Below are 20,481 nucleotides of genomic sequence, written 5' to 3' on the forward strand. Positions count from 1 at the left end.
TTTACTTACATTTTCTTAATCCAGTCATCCAGTGTATCGACATGATAGGTCGGCATATCCGGCAAGTTCCCAATATCTTCACGTTTCGAAATACCTGTGAAAACCATTAGTGTATCAAGCCCAGCTCGAATCCCTGCCTGAATATCCGTTTTATAGTTATCCCCAACCATGATTGTCCTTGATTTATCCGTACCGATAATCCTTAATGCTTCATTCATAATAATGGACTCCGGTTTGCCAACAAAGACTGGCTCAACACCGGTACTTGCCGATACAGCTGCCGTAATTGCTCCATTGCCGGGATAAAGACCGTCTTCCCGGGGAATGGCTAAATCACTATTTGTTGAAATAAATTTAGCCCCCGCCCTTATTTCTAGACAAGCAGCTGCAAGCTTATCGTATGTGAGGTGCCTGTCTAACCCAATTACGACATAGTCTGCATTATTTTGTACGATTTCCAGGCCTTCCTTTTGAAAAGCATTATGAAGGCCTTCCTCGCCGATAACAAAACAGCGTGCTCCCTTTTTTTTACGGCCTAAGAAAGTCGCCGTTGCAATTGCCGTACTAAATACGTCTTCCGCTCTCGCCGGTATATCGAACCCATTTAATTTCTCTGTAATTTGTTTTTGAGTAAGCGAAGCATTATTTGTAAGAAACAGATAAGGAATGTCTTTTTCTTGCAATGTTCTTATAAAGCGCGGAGCCGCGTCAATTTTTTCATTGCCTCTGTACATTGTCCCATCAAGATCAATCAGATAACCTTCGTAATGCTTCATCTTAAGCAAATCCTTTCCCTAATCTGACTTTTTGCCAAAAGCATGGGCGACGTTTGCTTCTTTCTTTAAATATGTACGAATGTGGAGTGGAAATCGCTGCAAGGATTCCTTAGCAGAAAGTAAGGCCTTAAGGACTTCCTCCGCGTCCAGAACGTCGTATGATCGCATAAGCATCGCTCTCATGGATATAAATCCAATTAAAGCAGATCTCTCTGCTTCCGGAATAACTTGCTCATCTACAAGTATGCAAATGATATCTTCGTAACTTCCTGCATCTCGCATCATGAAACCATCAATAAGCAAATGACCGACATCAAGAATTGAAGCGATCAGAACTTCTGCGTATCGTTCACGTGCAAGGTCCCCTATGTTTCCTTGACATGTGATCACTTCATCAAATTGGGACTGCCGCTTCTCAATGAAATTAAGCAAATCAGTAATTTTGTCCTTGTCGATCAAATACATTGCCATCTCTCCCGCAAAGTTTTTCAATACAGTCTTGCTGGCACAATGCAATACCTATTCACCCATGCGCTTCAATACAAAATAAGCACAACCAAAATTACAGAACTCATACAAATAATCATCAAGCGTAGATATTCTTGAATCGAATCCAGCTTTTTCATTCGTATCTTCGTAAAAGCCGCGAAGCCTTAATTGTTCATATCCCCAATCACCGACAATGTAATCATATTTCTTAAGTATCTCCGAATTGCGCGCTTGCAACGCTTCTTCATCGAAACCATCTTTTTCATTTCGGATCACCTTGTATTGAATACCATTCAGTTCAACCACGCTTTCAGTCCCCCGCTTCCGCACATTTTTTATTTATTCATTTTACCACAGTCACAGGAACCCGCAAATGAGCATGTCCCCTGACCTGTTTTGCCAATAACGAACAGGCATGGATGGCTTATTTAACACCACACTAAGAAAGATTAGAAATATATATGAAGGAGGACCTTGTATGTTGAAGAAAAGAATCGGTTTTCTGCTCGCTTTTTCCCTCCTTGCCGGCTGCAGCAACAACAATGCTGGTAAAAATCAAATGGAAAACGCTGCTGAATTGGATGCTATTCCGCATCATGATGAAGCAAGAAATGCAGAGTTTAACCGTGACAACCGGAATACAGGATTTGTTCGATACAAAGAAGAAGACTTGCGACGAATAAACAAACCGTCTGGAATTAATCGTGAAGAGGCAGCCCAATCTGTTTCGTCGCTAATTTTGCAAAATGGCGGATACGACGAGGTAGCCGTTCTTGTTACAGATCGTGAAGTGCTTATCGGCTACAAAAAACAAGACAAACTGTCACAAGAAAGAGCAGCAGATATGGCAATCAAGACAGCTCGTTCTGCCGTTCCAGCTTTCTACCGCATTTATGCCACGGACGATCCAACGATGATGAATGATATTGAAAGTCTTCACAATTCAAAAACGAACCATAACATTCGCTCATCAGTTGACCGAATCATCGATGAAATGGAACATGGCGGGACAAACAAATGAGGAAGCGAATTTTCACCATCGTTGTTTTGACAGCAGTTGCACTATTGATGAACATAGATACTGTTAATGCGCAATCTGCTCAGGAAGAATTGTACGAAAAGCGGTTTTCTCTTTATAGGAAGACAGAAGCTGTCACCCAAGTTCCCTGGTATATGCTCGCTGCAATCGACCAATATGAGCGAAACACACAGAAAGACAGCGATGGTAATATCGTCTCTATCGCTGTCCCCGACGAATTATGGTACGGTGCTGGGAATCTTATGAAACTGAACGAAAACGAAGCCATCTCTCTCTTCCAAGGTAAAGGAAAGGACGGGAATGGTGATGGCAAGGCCAACCCTGGATGTCCAGAGGATGTGTTATTTACTGTCGCTAATATGTTGCTTGAAGAGGGCCATTCAGAGGAAGATTTCAAAATTGCCCTTTGGAAATATTATAGACGTGATCTTTCCGTCCAGACAATTTCCAATACAGCACGCGTATTCAAGAAATTCCAAAGGCTTGACTTAAATGACCGAGCTTTTCCTGTATCAACGAAATATAACTACAGTTACAGAAGCACCTGGGGAGATAAACGGGGCTTCGGAGGAAGACGTATTCATGAAGGTACCGACATCTTTGCTGGTTACGGCGTTCCTGTCATATCATCTACGTATGGAGTCGTGGAACTTAAAGGCTGGAATCGCTTCGGTGGCTGGCGCGTCGGCATACGCGATATCCATAATATTTATCATTACTATGCTCACCTTCAAAGCTTCACAGATATAAAAATCGGACAAATTGTAAAGCCCGGTGACATACTTGGAACAGTTGGTTCGACTGGTTACGGACCGCCTGGAACATCAGGCAAGTTCCCGCCACATCTTCATTATGGTATGTATAAAGACAACGGTACACGTGAATGGTCTTTTGATCCGTATCCGTTTTTGCGCAAATGGGAAAGGATGGAGAAAAGCAATTAAAAAGGAAGAGTCGCTACAAACGACTCTTCCTTTTAAAATTCAAGCTCTTTTTCGTGCCTGTTTTGATTTATGGACAGCATAAGCGATACTTGCTCCAAGTCCGCCCCAAATAACCAAAATCCCAAGAATCATGACAAAGATAGCACTGCCAGTCATTATACTTCCTCCTCTTCATCCAAATCAGGCGCCGTAAGCTCACGGTTATGTTTCCATTGCATAAAGGATAGGATGATTGCAACAACTAATACCCCAATAGCAATGCTCCAACCAGATGAAAGGATAAACCCGTCTGAATATCCACCATAGTTTCCTGTTTCAGTAGGGAATTTTTTAAGCAAGTTGTTTTTCAACAAATCATACATCATATAGCCAAGTACGACTGGTGTAATAACGACTAGACTAAACGTCCACCACCAACGAACGCGAATATCTGAGATTTCATTTGCATGATTTTTGAACATGCCTAGCTTGCGAAGAATCCAAGCAACAAGAATTACTTCGACAAGACCTAGTACAGCAACACCGAACTGGTTAATGAAGTAATCAACGTTGTCCAGGAAGAACAAGCCACCCTTTGTTGCATACAGCAATGAAATAATCGCAGAAAGACCGCCACCGAACAATACTGCACGTATACGAGAAATATTGAACTTGTCAACTAGCCCAGCAACATATGTTTCTGTAATCGACATAAGTGATGTCAATCCTGCAAGTACAAGTGACACGAAGAACAAAACACCGAATAACTGCGGCAAAGCCGGGAACTGGTTAATGATCTGCGGGAATACAACAAAAGCAAGACCAACACCGTCAGAAACGACCTTATCAACCGGAACACCCTGCTGCTGTGCAAGGAAACCCAGAACTGAGAAAACTCCAATTCCTGCAAGCAATTCGAAACTTGAGTTACCGAATCCAGTAATAAAGGCATTATTTGTAATATCGGATTTCTTCGGCAAATAGCTTGAGTATGTGATCATTATTGCAAAGGCGATTGAAAGACTGAAGAATATCTGCCCATATGCAGCCACCCATACTTTTGAATCGAGTATTTTGCTAAAGTCTGGTGCAAAGAATGCTTGCAAACCATCACTAGCTCCTGGAAGTGTAATAGCACGGATTACAATAAGAATGAAGATAAATACAAGCAATGGAATGAAAATTCGGTTTGCCGCTTCAATTCCCTTCTTGACACCTTTCGACAAAATCCCTAGTACGATTGCCCACACGATAATCAATGGAATGACAACCTGTGGTACAAGCCCGCCAAAGTGACCTGGCGTGCCAAGATGCAAGTAGTCGTTATAAAGAAAAGCTTCTGTATCTTTTCCCCAGCTCAACTTGAATGAGAAGAAAGTGTAAGATATTGCCCAGGCAATAATGACTGAATAATATGTTGAGATGACAAAAGATACAAGTACACCCCACCAGCCGATGAATTCAGTTTTGCGATTCATTCTGCGGAAAGTAAGAGGTGCAGATCCCCGGTACTTATGGCCCATCGTAAATTCCATAATTAGAATTGGTATGCCAGCCGTTAGAAGTGCGAACAGATAAGGAATGAAAAATGCTCCCCCACCATTCTGATAAGCTACAGCCGGGAAACGCCAAATATTACCTAGACCTATTGCTGAACCGACAGCAGCCATAATGAACCCGGCTCTTGTTCCCCATTGTGAACGTTGTTCCATGATGATTATCCCCCTAAAAAATTACAGAACAACAAACATATTGATAAAAATGTTTTTTGTTTTCTGATTATTTCATTCGTTATTATAACTGCTCTCAAAAACAATGTCAAAGCATTCTTAAAGTACTATAATGGTAATATTAAACATTACTTAAGTAACAAAAAACTCTACAGAATAATCTGCAGAGCTTAAAATTAGACAGTATGTTCAACTTTCTTTCTGTTCTTGGCTTTAGCTATAAGCAAAGCAATAATAGGAATGATCAAGACTGCTGGTAAAGCAAGCCAAAGCTGCTCAGTCATACCTATGATCAAATAACCGAAAGCTGATGCAATTGCAGCAAGCAATGCATAAGGGAACTGGGTCATAACGTGATCGATATGGTTCGCTCCTGCTCCAGTCGATGAAAGAATCGTTGAATCTGATATTGGCGAACAATGATCTCCAAAGACTGATCCTGCAAGTATTGCCGACAACGTCGGAAGCAACAAGTTGATGTCGACCTTGAGTACAACTTCAGCACCGATTGCTAGCATAATTCCAAAAGTGCCCCAAGATGTACCAGTCGCGAGCGCCATGATACCCGATATTACGAAGAAAACAAGTGGCAGCATCGTTGGCTTAAGAGTGGACTGTTGTACATAATTGGCAAGAATTTCGCCAGTCTTCAGATCAGAAATAATGGAACCTACAATCCAAGCAAGCAACAGGATATATATTGCTGGGAGCATCGTCTTAATGCCTTCCCACAATATTTTCCCACCATTTGCTCGCGGAGCCTTTTGAGTGAAATGAAGGGCGAAGCCGACGATTACAGCGACAACTCCTCCTGAAAACAGACTTAGGTTTACATTCGTTTCAGCAAAAATCGTTAGAACAGTCGGGTTTGAACCGCTAGCTTTGAACCCTGTATAAATCATCATGATTACGGTAACAGCGATCAGTGTGATGATCGGCACAAGCAGATGACGAACCCGTCCTTCTTCATGAGGTTCAAATGTTGAACTGAGATCTCCGGCAACTTTAGCTTTTTTCGGATCCGGATCAATAAGCTGACCGGTTTCCATAGCACGCTTTTCATGTTTACGCATTGGACCGAGATCCATTGAAAAAAGAGCTGTAAGAAAAACGAGCAGTAATGCAGTCAAAGCATAGAAATTGTAAGGAATCATTTCTACAAAAGATGTAAGGGGTTTCATATCTCTGATTCCATTGGCTGCGAAAATACTGCCAAGAATCCCGATGATAAAAGCTCCCCAACTCGAAATTGGTGAAATAACAGTGACCGGTGCAGCTGTCGAGTCTATGTAATATGCAAGTTTCGCCCTTGACACTCGATGTCTGTCTGTAAGCGGGCGGGCAACTTGTCCAACGGCGAGTGCATTGAAATAATCATCGATAAAAATGATAATTCCAAGAAGTACAGTCATCAACTGGGCACCAGCACGGGTTTTTACTCGTCTGATCATCCACTCACCAAAAGCAAGGCTGCCACCTGAAGCAGCGAGCAATGCTGTCATTATACCGAGCAATAGCAGGAACGCAAGCAACAGAAGATTGCCGCTGTTGACCGCTCCTTCCGTATAGAAAATATTAGCAAAGTCCTTCCATATTTCTTTCAAGGTTCCTAAGATTGAGAAATCATTAAGAATAAGTGCACCAGCGATAATCCCGGTCCCAAGCGAGAGCAGGACCTTTCTTGTGGCCAAAACGAGCACAAGCATGATCACAGCGGGAAGCAAGGAAAGAATTTCTTGTGTATCCATATAAACTAAAGCCTCCAAATAATTTTTGCAGGTAAGACTGTCCAGTCAGATTAGACAACATGATGGCAAAATAAAAAGCAATGATAGAAAATAACCTATCATTGCTTTATCAATATACGTTATCCTCCACCGATCAATAGTCCTCCATGCAGAATATGCATGACAGTACATTCCCTGTTCGAAAACATACCAGAATCATGAACGCGACTTCCATGAAACTTCGGCGGCAGATCCTTTCACTGGCAATCATTGGTGTCATCCTCCTGCCGGCTACTTATATATGCCGCGCCTCTACCTCACCGATTATAAGGTTGGCTATGAATTTGTATATATAGTCTATCAAACTATCAATCCTTCTTCAAGCTGTCTTTTGGCAGTGAAATGGAAGGTCCTTCCCCATTTCCACTATAAAATTCAGGAACCTTTCCATTTACAATTCCAGAAGTGATGAATATCTTTGTCTCAACTTCAGAGACTGAAGAAGAAAATGGCATTACGATTTGGACATTGACATTCACACTAATATAAAGCTTATACAGCGCAGAGTTGATACCGAACTCCTCTACCTCATGAATGACATCGGTTTTAATATTACCGACAATCTCAAAATGTACAGGAATCTTAGGCCCGAGATTAGCCAACACTGAGTTGCCTGTCGCCTGACCGATAGGTATTTCTACTACAGTAGGATCCCGCTGTGCAAGATCCGAAGCCGTATTTCCGTAATCTTCTGGTTTCAGATTCGGATCCTCTGTATCAATTGTCGCTCCCTTATTCATATTATGAAGGTAGTATTCAACCCTGTCTGTCGAGGTCCGCAAGATTCTGTTAATTGCAGCCGAGTTCCAGGATGTACTTGTCACTTCCCCATTATGGTCGTACTTTTCCTCTATCAAATTATCGAACTCAACATCTTCTGTAAACTCGACAGCTGCATTGATCGCTCTTGTAGCAAATTCATCTGTCTTGATTTCAGCAATATCTATCAATGTCGGCTTAATGCCGCGATCTACGAGCCAAAAACTGAGCAAAACAAGGATTATAAAACAAATAAAAGTGCATGCAAAAATGGCCTTTGGCGCAGGAGGTGTCCTCTTTTTGCGGAATCTTTTCCGAAATGCCACGCAACATACCCCCTTGCAGCCAGTTTATGCTGGCCACAAGGGGGTTAGAATGGATAAATTTCTAGTATTAGACTTGCTTTGGCGCAGACTGTTCAGTCAAGCGGAGCAGAGCATCCTTCCCTTTCATACCGGGTTCCCAGCCGAATTGCTGACGTGAAGCTTCCGTAACAAGTTCCAAAGGCGCTTCCAGTAAATCATCAATGGAGCGCACTCCTCGGGCCCTTCCGGCGATTACTTCACGATCCCGAAGCGCTGTATCAAGAATGCCTACATCTAATGCCGCACACATAATATATCCTGTCTCGTTTGTTACGACTAACAAGTTCGTCTTTGGCAAAGCGACACGAACAGAAGTAAAAGTCTTACCTTCAATTTCAATTGGGTTCACATGAATCATGATGTAATTCTCCTCCTCTGCAATCAGCCTATGCAGAGGCAACACGTCCAGTTACCCTTTTTATGGCAATCTTTGCAAAGCAAGCAGCAACAAGTCTCGAAGGAACTCAGGCAGGAAATACTTCTTCTCCCTCGCCTTTGCTATCTCGGGGAACAATCTTCCAAAAGTGAAACTGTCTGCTGTTGCGAGCTTGTAATTGCCTTTTAGATCTATCTCTTCCCCATGAATTTTAGCCGATTTAATGAATGACAGGTCGGCTTTCTCTTCTCTAATTGGTTCAATCCCGGAAAGAACCATCTTGCCAATCACTTTGCCGCGAAAGCCGAACCCCTTCAATTCATAATGAGTCAATTCTTCTGTTTCACCGGCTCGGATGATCTCAAGCAATTCATCACCGTCTACCTCTACAACACATGGATTAATTGGATGCGGACATATACGATGCAAATCACCGCGTGTCACTTTGCCTGCGGTAAGATCCCCAAGAATGACACCTGAATTCAGCATGGCACAATCCGCCCCTGTCCACTCCTCCATCGTTTCCGTAAGAGCTTGCATGAGTGGAGTCTTTTTAAACCAGTCCTTTTTTAAATCATAATTCAATTCAGCAACTGTAACAGAAAGCTTCCGTTCTGCATCCTTTTCCAATTTCTTTAGACTGTCTGCAGTTTGCCCGTCTTCAGGATAGGTTTCCAGGTTTTCTGCATGTCCTGATTTTTCTGTAACCCTATTAAGTATAAGATCCCATTCTATATGAACAGCACCTGCATAATGGCATCCTTTTCCTGCAGCCGTAAGCAGTACACCGTTTACATATTTGCCGTTCTTGAGAAGATGATGAGTATGGCCTCCCATAATAATATCAATCTCCGGCCAAGCTTGCGCAATCTTTTCATCCTCTGACAGTCCAAGATGCGATAATAAAATAAGTATATCGTGCTCAGCTTTCAAGCTGGCAATCTCATCACCAAGAAAACGTTCTGGATCACTAATTTCCCAGCCAAGTTTTTTATAAAAAGCTGCAAAAGGTGCCGTCAGTCCGATGATTCCAATTTTCGTGCCATGTCTTGTCCTGATTGTCTTGCGATCAAGCAGCCAAAATGGCTTTGTACCAGTGGCTGTTTGCAAGTTACTGCAGATGACTGTGAACTTCGAATGATCATACAAATGTTGCAAATCCTCATGTGGCAATGTGATGCCTTCATTGTTGCCCAGTGTAACAGCATCATAGCCAATATCATTCATCAGCCCAACATTTGCTTTCCCAAGCGTCGCTTCTGTAATGGCAGCTACCCGGTCAATATGGTCACCAATATCAAAGAGATAAACATCCCGATTGCGTGACTGCCACTTCGCTCTTTCATTTTTTAAATAAGCCGCAACCCGTGGCCATTGCTGAAAATTGCTATGAAAATCATTTGTAAAATAAAAATACAGCTGTTCTTGCATCATGAAAAACCCCTTATAGCATGCTGTCAACAATCAAATATAAACCGATTAGCACAAGGCAGATCTGTAAACTGCGGATGAGAGTCTTTCCATTCAAAATTTGATTTACATGGGCACCAAGCCATCCACCGATAATTGCACCTGGCACAACGTACAAAGTATAATGCCATGGAATATGGCCAAGAGCAATATGAGTGATTGCTCCTACTCCGCTGCTAAAGATGATCATGAATAAAGATGTGGCGATTGCAATATGAGCCGGGACACCAAAAAGTAAAATGAGTGAAGGCACTATCATCGATCCACCGCCAATACCAAATAAGCCTGATAACGTACCTACAAAAAAAGCAATGAAGAACGGCTTCAACCAAGAAATTCTATAACGATATTCCGTGCCATTTACAACAAGTATGCGCAGAATTCCTTTTCCATGATCGATCTTCTCCTCCCCAGACTTCATCTCAATGAGAAACAGTAAAGAAATAAGGAGAAGTAGAACACCAAAATATAAAGGGAAATTTTCCATTTGAATATAGCGGCTTAGCCAAGAACCAAAGATACCACCTGGAACACTCCCAGAAATAAGATAAAAACCAAGTCTGAAATCAACAAGTCCATTCCTAGAGTTAGAAATGGTTGATGTAATAGTAGTAAAAATCATTGCAATTAGCGAGACTCCTACGATAGATTGAGGATTGACCCACTCAAAACCAGTAAGAAAATTTGTAAAGAGTAACATAATTGGTACAAAAAGAACCCCACCGCCCAATCCAAGCAGCGCACCAGCAAAAGAGGTCGCAATTGCAGTGACAATACAAATAATATAGACCATTTTTATTCCCTATCCTATTCTTTTTAATCAAGTATAGCCGATTTACCTAGATAAGTCGCTATCCGATTATATTAATTGGAATTAAAAAGCCAGCAATGTCCGTAAACGAACATTGCTGGCTTTTTAACTTTTCTTATTCCTTAACTTCTTGTTCTTCAGCAGCCTTGCGCTCTTCTTTTAATTTCTTTTCAGCTGCTTTTTTATTTTCTTTCTCTTCCTTTTTAGCTGCTTTCTCTTTTTCTTTTTCTAGCTTCTCCTGCTGCTTCTTTTCAGATTCAGCTTTTTTTAGTTCTTCTTTCTTTTGCTTTTCTACTGCTTTTTCATCTTCTTTTTTCTGCTTTTCCGCTGCTTTTTCTTTTTCCTTTTCTAGTTTCTCCTGCTGTTTCTTTTCAGATTCAGCTTTTTTTAGTTCTTCTTTCTTTTGCTTTTCTGCTGCCTTCTCGTCTTCCTTTTTAGCTTTTTGCTGTTTCTTTATTTCATTCTCATTCTTTTTTCTTTCAGCTTTTTCTTCTTTCTTTTTTTCTTTTGCCTCAGCTTCTGCTTTTCGTTTATCAGCTTTAGCTTGCTTGTCTAACTTCTTTGTTTCTTTCTTTGATTCTTTTTCCGCTTTCTTTTTTTCTTTCTTCTCTTTTATAATAGCTTTCTTTGCTTTCTTTTTTTCCTGTATAGCTTCTTTTTTCTTTTTAACTGCTTCTTTCTTTTCCGTATTGGCCTCATTATTAGTGGTAGGATTTGTAGTCTGTTCGCTCTCATTGCTGGAAACAGATGAAGCAGCTGCCATAGATATACTTGGAGCGGAAAGGACTAGAAGACTTAATAAAGTAATAAAAACCTTTTTCACAATAATCTCTCCTTTGATGTATCATCTTGTATAACAGTTTTAGTATACTTCTATTTAAAGTTCTTGGGAAGATAAGGAAACACAATTTTTAAATTAATATAAAAAAACTCCCTGTTAGAGATAACAGGGAGTTTTCTATATAAATTAACCAATTGAACCTTCCATTTCGTGTCTGATTAGACGGTTCATTTCAACTGCATATTCCATTGGAAGTTCTTTCGTGAATGGCTCAAGGAAGCCCATTACGATCATTTCACTAGCTTCTTGTTCTCCAATACCACGGCTCATCAAGTAGAAGAGCTGTTCTTCAGAGATTTTGGAAACCTTAGCTTCATGCTCAAGTGAAACGTTATCGTTGAAGATTTCGTTGTATGGAATTGTATCAGATGTGGATTCATTATCAAGAATCAATGTATCACACTCAATTGTAGCCTTAGCGCCATCTGCTTTACGGCCGAAGTGTACAACTCCGCGGTAAGATACTTTACCACCGAACTTGGACATAGACTTCGATACGATAGAAGAAGATGTGCGTGGTGCCAAGTGGTACATCTTAGCACCTGCATCCTGGTGTTGTCCTCTACCAGCGTAAGCAATAGAAGTTGTAAGACCTCTAGCACCTTCACCTTTAAGAAGAACTGCAGGATACTTCATTGTCAACTTAGAACCAATGTTACCGTCAATCCATTCCATTGTTGCATTAGCATCACATGTCGCGCGCTTAGTAACAAGGTTGTAAACGTTGTTTGACCAGTTCTGAATTGTTGTATAACGGCAATAGCCATCTTTTTTAACAAAGATTTCTACAACAGCACTATGCAGTGAGTTCGTTGTATAAGTAGGAGCTGTACAACCTTCTACATAATGTACAGAACCGCCTTCATCAACGATGATCAGCGTACGCTCGAACTGACCCATGTTTTCAGAGTTGATGCGGAAGTAAGCCTGAAGCGGTGAAGTTGTTTCAACGCCTTTTGGAATATAGATGAATGATCCACCAGACCAAACAGCAGTATTCAAAGCAGCAAACTTGTTGTCCGCAGCAGGGATTACTTTACCGAAGTACTGTTTGAACAATTCTTCATGTTCTTTAAGAGCTGTATCTGTATCTGTGAAAATGATACCTTTCTCAGAAAGTTCTTTTTCAAGACTCTGGTAAACTACTTCAGATTCATACTGTGCAGATACACCAGCGAGATACTTTTGCTCAGCTTCAGGAATACCAAGCTTATCAAATGTCTGCTTAATTTCGTCAGGAACTTCATCCCATGTCCGTCCCTGTTTCTCAGACGGCTTAACATAGTAGACAATTTCGTCAAAGTTCAATTCGGAAAGATCGCCACCCCACTGAGGCATTGGCTTGCTATAGAAGATTTCCAATGCTTTAAGACGCTCATCAAGCATCCACTGTGGCTCGTTCTTCTGACGTGAAATTTCTTCAACAACTTCACGAGTAAGACCGCGGCCTGTGCGGAAAACAGAAACGTCCTTGTCATGGAAACCATATTTATACTCTTCTACGATTTCAGTTTCTTTCTTCGCCATTTTTACACCCTCCTATAGATGTTCAGTCTATTGTCAAAGCAGTTCGCTTAATTTTCTTGAACACCTTTCTCCATTGCCTTCCATGCAAGTGTCGCACATTTAATGCGCGCCGGGAATTTAGATACCCCTTGCAAGGCTTCAATGTCGCCCAAGTCCAAACCACCTGCATCCAGTTCTTTCCCAAGCATCATATCGGAAAAAATCTGGGACATACGCAGCGCATCGTCCAACTTCTGTCCTTTGATTGCTTGAGTCATCATCGATGCAGAGGCAAGACTGATTGAACAGCCTTCCCCATCAAACTTGGCATCTTTAACAACGCCGTCTTCAATTTTGAGCTGGATACGGATACGGTCGCCGCATGTTGGGTTGTTCATATCAACAGTCATAGAACTGTCTTCGAGAGCCCCTTTGTTACGCGGGGTTTTGTAATGATCCATGATGACTTGTCTGTACAACGTATCCAGATTATCAAAAGACATCGCCGAAATACTCCTTCGTTTTCAAGAGTCCTTCTACAAGACGGTCGATCTCCTCTTCCGTATTGTACAAGTAGAAGCTCGCACGTGCCGTTGCTGTTACATCAAGCCATTTCATGAGTGGCTGGGCACAGTGGTGTCCTGCTCTCACTGCAATGCCTTCTGCGTCCAATACAGTAGCTGTATCATGCGGATGTACATCACCAAGATTGAATGTAACAAGCCCTGCGCGTTCTTCTGGACCGTAAATTTCCAATCCTTCAATTGTGCGCAATTGCTTTAATGCATAGGCAGCAAGCTTTTCTTCATATTCATGAATCTCTTCCATGCCAACTTCATTCAAGAAATCGATTGCTGCACCAAGTCCGATTGCCCCAGCAATAATTGGTGTGCCACCTTCGAATTTCCACGGAAGCTCTTTCCATGTAGAATCTTGTAAACCGACGAAATCAATCATTTCACCGCCAAATTCCACTGGTTCCATTGCTTCCAGAAGTGCGCGCTTTCCGTACAAAACACCGATGCCTGTAGGTCCGCACATCTTATGGGCAGAAAAAGCATAAAAATCACAATCCAGATCTTGAACGTCCACTTTTAAGTGAGGGACGCCCTGAGCACCATCAACTACAATAACCGCGCCATTTTCATGAGCAATTTTCGCTGCTTCTTTGACAGGGTTGATCGTTCCGAGCACATTGGATACGTGGGCCATGGCGACAATCTTTGTTCTCTTTGTCACAGTTGCCCGGATATCTTCAAGTGTCACAGTTCCATCCGGCTGAAGTGGAATGTACTTCAGTACTGCTCCAGTCGCCTTTGCTGCCTGCTGCCATGGAATAATGTTTGAATGATGCTCCATGTAAGTAATGACAATTTCATCACCTTCAGAGAGATTGCTTCTTGCATAACTCCAAGCAACAGTATTCAGCGCTGTTGTAGTACCACGGTTGAAAATGATCTCGCTTGTGCTCTCCGCATTGATGAAGCGGCGCACTTTTTCACGCGCCCCTTCATATTTGTCTGTAGCTCTCGTACCCAATGTATGAACTCCGCGGTGAACGTTTGAATTGTAAAGACGGTAGTACTCATCCAAAGCTTCAATGACGGATACCGGTTTCTGGGAGGTCGCTGATGAATCGAGATAGACCAATGGGTGACCATTTACTTCCTGGTCAAGAATTGGAAACTGCTCCCTAATGGCGCGTACATCCATTAGTTGATTTTCCTCTCGATGATGTTAGTCAGCTGCTTTTTAACAGACTCAATTGGCAGCACTCCAACAACCGGCTCAAGGAAGCCATGAATGACAAGGCGTTCTGATTCCCGTTTTGTCAGACCGCGGCTCATCAAGTAGTAAAGGTTCAGCTCATCCACACGGCCTACAGAAGCTGCGTGTCCAGCTGTTACATCATCTTCATCAATAAGAAGAATCGGGTTCGCATCACCGCGTGCATTTTCAGAAAGCATCAGTACACGAGATTCCTGAACAGCGTCAGAGCGTGTAGCACCATGCTCGATCTTACCGATACCGTTAAAGATTGAGGAAGCTGCTTCCGTCATAACACCATGCTGCAAAATGTGGCCAACGGAATCTTTTCCGAAGTGTACAGTTTTTGATGTAATGTTGGAAATCTGTTTGCCGCGTCCAACTGTTACAGCCTTCATTTCTGTAGAAGAACCGTCGCCGATCAGATGCGTAATGTTTTCAGAAACAGTATTGCCATCGTTCATCAGGCCAAGCGCCCAGTCAACTGTCGCATCGCGGTATACGGCAGAACGACGATTGATGTAAGTAGTCGTACCTGCCGCAAAGTGATCAACACCGCCGAAGTCGATTTTAGCATTGTCCAAAGCAATAACTTCAGTAACGATATTTGCAACTGTCTGCTCGTTATCATTGTTGGAGATGTAGTTCTCAACATATGTGAGTTCACTGCCCTGGTCAGCAACAACAAGTACGTGGTTGAATAGTGCCGCTTCAGGATCTTCTTGCCAGAAGATTGTCTGAATTGGTGTTTCAACTTGGACGTTTTTAGGAATATAAACGAAAACGCCGCCGTTCATGAGTGCTGCATGCAAAGCAGTAAGGCGATGCTCGTCCACTTGTACAGCATCCTTCATATAATACTTCTCAACAAGCTCGCTGTGATCGCGCATTGCTGTGAAGATATCTGTTAGAATAACGCCTTTATCCGCAAGATCCTTGCTCAAAGAAACGTAAGCAGCTGTCTGATTGCGCTGAATCAACAGGTTCTCAGGCTTGCTGTCGCCGTCAATGAAAACCTTCAGCTCTTCAGGAAGAGCATCAAGGGAGTCAATTTTCGCACCTTCAGCAGCATGTTTGAACTGTGAGAAATTCCACTTAGAGATATTTGTTTTATCCGGCTTTGGCATATCAAGCGCTTCAGCCTGGTCATATGCTTTAAGGCGAAGTGAAGACATCCATTCCGGTTCATTTTTATCAGAAGAAAACTGTGAAATATAATCTTTATCGTATGGCAGCTTTGTCACTACAGTCATGTTGCCCCTCCTATCCTTCAAAAAGTTATTATGCTTCCTGTTCTACTTCGTCCTTAATTCCGAGTTCTTCTTTAATCCACTCATAACCTTCTGCTTCAAGACGCTTAGCAAGTTCTGGTCCGCCAGACTTTACAACGCGGCCTTTCATCATGATGTGAACGAAGTCAGGAGTGATGTAGTTCAATAGGCGCTGATAGTGAGTAATGATCAGTGTGCCGAAGTTATCATCGCGCATTTTGTTAATGCCTTTGGAAACAACTTTAAGTGCATCAATATCAAGACCTGAGTCGATTTCATCAAGAATTGCGATTTCAGGCTTAAGAAGCAAAAGCTGAAGAATTTCGTTACGCTTCTTCTCACCACCGGAGAAACCTTCGTTCAAGTAGCGCTGCGCCATATTCTTATCGATTTCAAGGAAGTCGAGTGCTTCGTCCATTTCCTTGATGAACTTCATCAATGAAATTTCATCACCCTCTTCACGACGTGCATTCATGGCAGAGCGAAGGAATTCAGAAGTTGTAACACCGCTGATTTCACTTGGATACTGCATAGCTAGGAACAAACCTGCGCGAGCACGTTCGTCAACTTCCATTTCAAGTACATCTTCGCCGTCAAGCGTAATGCTTCCTTCTGTAATTTCATAGCTTGGATGACCCATGATAGCTGAAGCCAATGTGGATTTACCAGTACCGTTTGGTCCCATTACCGCGTGGAACTCTCCGCCTTTTATAGTAAGGTCTACACCTTTTAAGATCTCCTTGTCCTCGATTGATACATGAAGATTCTTGATTTCCAAAACTGATCCTGCCATGAATGATACCTCCAGATTCTATTATGAAAATTTGTTGTATGGACTTTATTATATCCATTCTAATTTGATTCTCATTCTCATCTTATAGCATTTCATTTCTTTTATCAACACTTTTGGAGCGCTTCCTCAGCAATTGTCTGGAAAAGTCGGAAAACATTGTCCATTCGACTTTTCTTTCAAAAAAGTGCGCCCACCTAGTATTATAACAGAAAAATGCTGGCGTCTCCAATTCAGGAGATGCCAGCATTTTACCAGTTATCCAGAGTCATCTATGAATCTTACTGTCGAATTCAGCAATAAGATGTTTGCACGCAGCGTACTCTCGCTCGCGTTCCTTTTCAACATCCATTCTTGTGTCGAGCTTCCTGCAATATTCCGCGTATCCCACTTTGTGACAACGCTGCATTGCCTTTTCCATTTCCGCAGTATAGGTCATGCTTAAACCAGATTGGATAATGAATCGCCCTTTCGTCTTAAGTCTTAATTACTCGTGTTAAATCTTGTTTAATTATAACACAGTATATTTAACCGGAACAATGGACGTTCAAACGAAAAAACGCAAAATCCCGTAAGATTTTGCGCTTTTTAAAATCAATTATTTGCCATCAACTGGTACTACTGCACCGTTGTACTTCTCTTTGATGAAGTCCTGAATTTCTTTTGAATGCAATACATTCACAAGTTCTTTCAAGTCCTTGTTGTCCTTATCCTTCTTCTGGACAGCAATCACATTTACATATGGTGATTCGCTTCCTTCAATGAAGAGTGCATCTTTAGTTGGCTTTAGGCCAGCCTGGATAGCATAGTTCGTGTTGATTGCAACAAGTGTGTCGCCTTCTTTTTCATACACTTCAGGAAGAGACGCAGCATCTACGTCAGCAGAGAATTTGAGCTTTTTCTTGTTTTCAACGATGTCTTTAACAGTTGCTTTTTGCTTCTTGACACCGTCTTTAAGCTTAATCAAACCTTGTGATTCGAACAAACCAAGAACACGTCCGTGGTCTGCAACACTGCGACTCAAGACAACTTCTGTACCATCTTTAATATCTTTGACAGACTTGATGTTCTTGGAATAGACACCCATTGGTTCAATGTGGATGCCGCCGATGCTTGTAATGTCATAACCTGTCTTCTCAACTGTATCTTCAAGATACGGGATATGCTGGAAGAAGTTTGCATCTAGCTTGCCATCTGCAAGATCGTCATTCGGGAATACGTAGTCCTGATATTCTTTAATATCAAGTTTAATGCCTTTTTTCTCAAGTAGCGGTTCAGCTTTTTTCAAGATTTCGGCATGAGGTGTGCTTGACGCACCAATCTTAATAACTTTATCCTTCTTTTCGTCTTTCTTGTCACTATCTCCTGATGTGCCACAAGCTGCAAGCGTAAGCACAAGAAGAGCTGCAAGCAAAGCATACAATTTTTTCATTTTTTGTTTCCCCCTTGTTTGATTACTTGATCTATAGAATTGAATCATCAGATCCTTGTTCAGCGTTTGTCAATTCTGCGGGACAGGAAGTCGCCGATGAATTGGAAGATGAATACTATAATGACAATCAGAATTGTACATACAAGTACAACATCGAATTCGCGTCTTTGGAAGCCATAGAAATACGCATAGTCTCCAAGACCCCCGGCCCCAATGACACCGGCCATCGCAGTATAGCCAATCAATGAAATAGCTGTTACGGTCAACCCTGAAATAAGCGCAGGCATCGACTCCGGAAGCAATACGCGGAAAATGATTCTTCCAGTGCTCGCTCCCATAGCTTGAGCTGCTTCGATAACACCTCTGTCCACTTCTTTCAATGCGATTTCAACAAGTCTCGCATAGAATGGTGCCGCTCCTAAAATAAGAGCCGGCAACGCTGCGTTCGGACCACGGATTGTACCAAGTAAAAAGTCCGTAAACGGGAACAGCAGGAGTATGAGAACGATAAATGGAATCGCTCGGAAAATGTTCACAAGAGCCGCTATAATGATATTAACCGGTTTGTTTTGCCAAACATTCCCTCTACTAGTGAGATAGAGCAGAAGTCCGAGAATGAGACCAAGTATTAGTGTCCCGACCAGGGCAAGCAAAGTCATATAAAATGTTTCTTCTGTCGCCTGAATAAGGTCATTTACATCAATTGCCGGAAATAATTCATTCAGCATTACGGAGCACCTCCACTTTGGCAGCTTTAGTTTCCTTAATATAGGAAAGTGCGCGCTCTTCTTCAGATTGTTCTCCATTCATATGGATTACAAGTGTGCCATAAGCACCGCGCTGTGTCTGGGAGATTTTGCCTTGAATAATGCTGATTTCGACATTGAAATCTTTCGCAATCCGACTAATCAATGCGTCATTTGCCATTTCACCTACAAAATGCAAGCGCAATACTTTGCCAGTCTTGTAGGAGTCCACAATGCTGCTCAATCCATCTTCCTCATCTTCAAAGCCGAGAGCTTGTTCGATGAATTTCTTCGTGATGGGCTGCTTCGGATGTGAAAATACGTCAAGCACGTCACCGAGTTCAACGACTCTTCCAGCCTCCATGACAGCTACCCGATTACAGATCTTTTGAATAACTTGCATTTCGTGGGTAATCAGTACGATTGTCAGTCCAAGTTCCTTGTTAATCCGAACGAGAAGATCAAGAATCGAATTCGTTGTTTCCGGATCAAGAGCGGAAGTCGCTTCATCACAGAGAAGGACTTTCGGATTATTGGCGAGAGCACGGGCTATGCCGACTCGCTGTTTTTGTCCCCCTGAAAGCTCGGACGGATAGGCATCTTCCCTTCCTGCCAGTCCAACAAGTCCGATTAACTCTTCAACTCGACGTTTGCGTTCCTCAGCTTTTACCCCAGCAACCTCAAGCGGAAACGCTATATTCTCTCTTACTGTACGCGACCAGAGCAAATTGAAATGCTGGAATACCATTCCAATATCCTGCCTGGCAATGCGGAGTTCCTTGCTCGAAAGTTTAGTAATCTCCTTTTCTCCAATGGAGATACTGCCGCCAGATGGTTCTTCCAACCGGTTAAGCAAACGGATAAATGTACTCTTTCCGGCACCGCTATATCCAATCACGCCGAATATTTCACCTTCAGCAATGGATAGATTAATATTGTCTACTGCTGTGATCTGTTTCTTCTTTGTTCGAAACACTTTGGTCAAGCTGTCGATGACGATCATCTAGCTGTCCACCTTCCTTGCCTACATTCCTAATACACAATTAATGCGCCTTTCTGCAGAGAACAGAAAGACGCATGAACGATCGGGCTTGTCTTTATGTCCTCTCATCTGGCAAAGCTTCTGCTTCACTGGACTTGGCACCTTTTCAACCATGTTGAAGGTTGCCGCGGCTTCAAAGGGCCTTTCCCTCCACCGCTCTTGATAAGAGATAGATAATTTGAAATATGCAAATTGATTAAGAAAAATATTATCATGCTACTGCTTGCTCGTCAAGACATTCTGTCGAACAATTCCGGTTTTTGCTCGAGAAGGATACTGAGAATATTGGCAATGGAGTGAAAGGCATACACCTTCTTCCTAGTTTCTCCATTTTCCCTTATAAAGAGACAAGGAACGCTCTCAATTTTATGCTCATACATGAAGCTTTCATGGAGAGAAGCATTCATATGGAAAAAGATATCTTTGTCCAATGTTGTTTCAATTTGTCTAAGCATTCCTTCTGCTACATGGCATGTACCACAGAATGGTGAATGGATGAACAGCAGCAAGTCTTTGTCATTTAATTCATTTTGTATGATTTCTCGCAATGGATTCACCTTT

The 20,481-nt window shown here is 42.1% G+C and carries 23 protein-coding genes and 2 riboswitches; of the genes, 2 read left to right on the plus strand and 21 right to left on the minus strand.

Features of this window, described 5'->3' with window-relative positions; genetic code table 11:
- Nucleotides 1–5: 5 nt before the first annotated feature.
- Genes QR721_RS09575 through QR721_RS09585 form a run of 3 tightly spaced genes read right to left on the minus strand, consistent with a single transcriptional unit; the run spans nt 6 to nt 1,604 of the window.
- The gene (locus tag QR721_RS09575) at nt 6–776 is read right to left on the minus strand and encodes a TIGR01457 family HAD-type hydrolase (protein WP_348026344.1); all 771 of its coding nucleotides are present in this window, start codon (nt 774–776) and stop codon (nt 6–8) included.
- An 18-nt stretch (nt 777–794) separates the two neighbouring features.
- Nucleotides 795–1,241 (minus strand): DUF86 domain-containing protein, encoded by a 447-nt coding sequence (locus tag QR721_RS09580; protein WP_348026346.1) that lies wholly within the window; start codon nt 1,239–1,241, stop codon nt 795–797.
- A gap of 54 nt (nt 1,242–1,295) precedes the next feature.
- Nucleotides 1,296–1,604: a YutD family protein gene (locus tag QR721_RS09585; RefSeq protein WP_348029826.1), complete on the minus strand. Its 309-nt coding sequence runs from the start codon at nt 1,602–1,604 to the stop codon at nt 1,296–1,298.
- Between the two features lie 139 nt (nt 1,605–1,743).
- Here QR721_RS09585 and QR721_RS09590 point away from each other — a divergent pair, with 139 nt between their 5' ends.
- Together QR721_RS09590 and QR721_RS09595 are read left to right on the plus strand one after the other, a co-directional pair.
- Complete coding sequence (locus QR721_RS09590) at nt 1,744–2,286, plus strand: YhcN/YlaJ family sporulation lipoprotein (RefSeq protein ID WP_348026348.1); 543 nt, start codon at nt 1,744–1,746, stop codon at nt 2,284–2,286.
- On the plus strand, nt 2,283–3,248 hold the full coding sequence (locus QR721_RS09595) for a M23 family metallopeptidase (protein WP_348026350.1): 966 nt from the start codon (nt 2,283–2,285) through the stop codon (nt 3,246–3,248). Before QR721_RS09590 ends, QR721_RS09595 begins: the two co-directional genes overlap by 4 nt.
- 39 nt (nt 3,249–3,287) lie before the next feature.
- On the opposite strand, the gene QR721_RS09600 is transcribed toward QR721_RS09595, so the two are convergent.
- From QR721_RS09600 to QR721_RS09680, 18 genes are all read right to left on the minus strand, one after another.
- Complete coding sequence (locus tag QR721_RS09600; RefSeq protein WP_348026352.1) at nt 3,288–3,404, minus strand: methionine/alanine import family NSS transporter small subunit; 117 nt, start codon at nt 3,402–3,404, stop codon at nt 3,288–3,290.
- Complete coding sequence (locus QR721_RS09605; RefSeq protein ID WP_348026354.1) at nt 3,404–4,939, minus strand: sodium-dependent transporter; 1,536 nt, start codon at nt 4,937–4,939, stop codon at nt 3,404–3,406. The genes QR721_RS09600 and QR721_RS09605 overlap by 1 nt, the downstream gene beginning before the upstream one ends.
- 194 nt (nt 4,940–5,133) lie before the next feature.
- Nucleotides 5,134–6,705: a Na+/H+ antiporter NhaC family protein gene (locus tag QR721_RS09610; RefSeq protein WP_348026356.1), complete on the minus strand. Its 1,572-nt coding sequence runs from the start codon at nt 6,703–6,705 to the stop codon at nt 5,134–5,136.
- A gap of 129 nt (nt 6,706–6,834) precedes the next feature.
- Nucleotides 6,835–7,007: riboswitch (Lysine riboswitch) on the minus strand.
- A gap of 45 nt (nt 7,008–7,052) precedes the next feature.
- Nucleotides 7,053–7,829, minus strand: a complete 777-nt coding sequence (yunB, locus tag QR721_RS09615) for a sporulation protein YunB (RefSeq protein ID WP_348026358.1) — start codon at nt 7,827–7,829, stop codon at nt 7,053–7,055.
- A gap of 67 nt (nt 7,830–7,896) precedes the next feature.
- Nucleotides 7,897–8,226: a YunC family protein gene (locus tag QR721_RS09620; protein WP_348026360.1), complete on the minus strand. Its 330-nt coding sequence runs from the start codon at nt 8,224–8,226 to the stop codon at nt 7,897–7,899.
- A gap of 60 nt (nt 8,227–8,286) precedes the next feature.
- The gene (locus tag QR721_RS09625) at nt 8,287–9,678 is read right to left on the minus strand and encodes a bifunctional metallophosphatase/5'-nucleotidase (RefSeq protein ID WP_348026362.1); all 1,392 of its coding nucleotides are present in this window, start codon (nt 9,676–9,678) and stop codon (nt 8,287–8,289) included.
- A gap of 10 nt (nt 9,679–9,688) precedes the next feature.
- A complete protein-coding gene (locus QR721_RS09630; protein WP_348026364.1) occupies nt 9,689–10,507 on the minus strand; it encodes a sulfite exporter TauE/SafE family protein in 819 nt (272 codons plus the stop codon).
- 133 nt (nt 10,508–10,640) lie between these two features.
- Nucleotides 10,641–11,348 carry a hypothetical protein gene (locus QR721_RS09635; protein WP_348026366.1) on the minus strand — a complete coding sequence of 236 codons (708 nt, stop codon included), beginning with the start codon at nt 11,346–11,348 and terminating at the stop codon, nt 10,641–10,643.
- A 144-nt stretch (nt 11,349–11,492) separates the two neighbouring features.
- Nucleotides 11,493–12,893 carry a Fe-S cluster assembly protein SufB gene (gene sufB, locus QR721_RS09640; protein ID WP_348026368.1) on the minus strand — a complete coding sequence of 467 codons (1,401 nt, stop codon included), beginning with the start codon at nt 12,891–12,893 and terminating at the stop codon, nt 11,493–11,495.
- 47 nt (nt 12,894–12,940) lie between these two features.
- Nucleotides 12,941–13,375 carry a Fe-S cluster assembly sulfur transfer protein SufU gene (sufU, locus tag QR721_RS09645; RefSeq protein WP_348026370.1) on the minus strand — a complete coding sequence of 145 codons (435 nt, stop codon included), beginning with the start codon at nt 13,373–13,375 and terminating at the stop codon, nt 12,941–12,943.
- Entirely contained in the window at nt 13,365–14,585 is a 1,221-nt protein-coding gene (locus tag QR721_RS09650; RefSeq protein WP_348026372.1) for a cysteine desulfurase, read from the minus strand. The genes sufU and QR721_RS09650 overlap by 11 nt, the downstream gene beginning before the upstream one ends.
- Nucleotides 14,585–15,892, minus strand: coding sequence for a Fe-S cluster assembly protein SufD (gene sufD / locus QR721_RS09655; protein ID WP_348026374.1), 1,308 nt, complete (start codon nt 15,890–15,892; stop codon nt 14,585–14,587). The genes QR721_RS09650 and sufD overlap by 1 nt, the downstream gene beginning before the upstream one ends.
- A 28-nt stretch (nt 15,893–15,920) precedes the next feature.
- Nucleotides 15,921–16,703 carry a Fe-S cluster assembly ATPase SufC gene (sufC, locus tag QR721_RS09660; protein ID WP_348026376.1) on the minus strand — a complete coding sequence of 261 codons (783 nt, stop codon included), beginning with the start codon at nt 16,701–16,703 and terminating at the stop codon, nt 15,921–15,923.
- A 265-nt stretch (nt 16,704–16,968) separates the two neighbouring features.
- Entirely contained in the window at nt 16,969–17,139 is a 171-nt protein-coding gene (locus QR721_RS13940) for a YuzK family famiily protein (RefSeq protein WP_488656351.1), read from the minus strand.
- Nucleotides 17,140–17,298: 159 nt separating this feature from the next.
- The gene (locus QR721_RS09665; protein ID WP_348026378.1) at nt 17,299–18,132 is read right to left on the minus strand and encodes a MetQ/NlpA family ABC transporter substrate-binding protein; all 834 of its coding nucleotides are present in this window, start codon (nt 18,130–18,132) and stop codon (nt 17,299–17,301) included.
- 59 nt (nt 18,133–18,191) lie between these two features.
- Nucleotides 18,192–18,860: a methionine ABC transporter permease gene (locus tag QR721_RS09670; protein ID WP_348026380.1), complete on the minus strand. Its 669-nt coding sequence runs from the start codon at nt 18,858–18,860 to the stop codon at nt 18,192–18,194.
- Nucleotides 18,850–19,881, minus strand: coding sequence for a methionine ABC transporter ATP-binding protein (locus QR721_RS09675; protein WP_348026382.1), 1,032 nt, complete (start codon nt 19,879–19,881; stop codon nt 18,850–18,852). The genes QR721_RS09670 and QR721_RS09675 overlap by 11 nt, the downstream gene beginning before the upstream one ends.
- A 101-nt stretch (nt 19,882–19,982) precedes the next feature.
- Nucleotides 19,983–20,089: riboswitch (SAM riboswitch) on the minus strand.
- Nucleotides 20,090–20,150: 61 nt separating this feature from the next.
- Nucleotides 20,151–20,468, minus strand: coding sequence for a thioredoxin family protein (locus tag QR721_RS09680; protein ID WP_348026384.1), 318 nt, complete (start codon nt 20,466–20,468; stop codon nt 20,151–20,153).
- Nucleotides 20,469–20,481 lie beyond the last annotated feature (13 nt).

This window comes from Aciduricibacillus chroicocephali, assembly GCF_030762805.1.
Classification (GTDB): domain Bacteria; phylum Bacillota; class Bacilli; order Bacillales; family Amphibacillaceae; genus Aciduricibacillus; species Aciduricibacillus chroicocephali.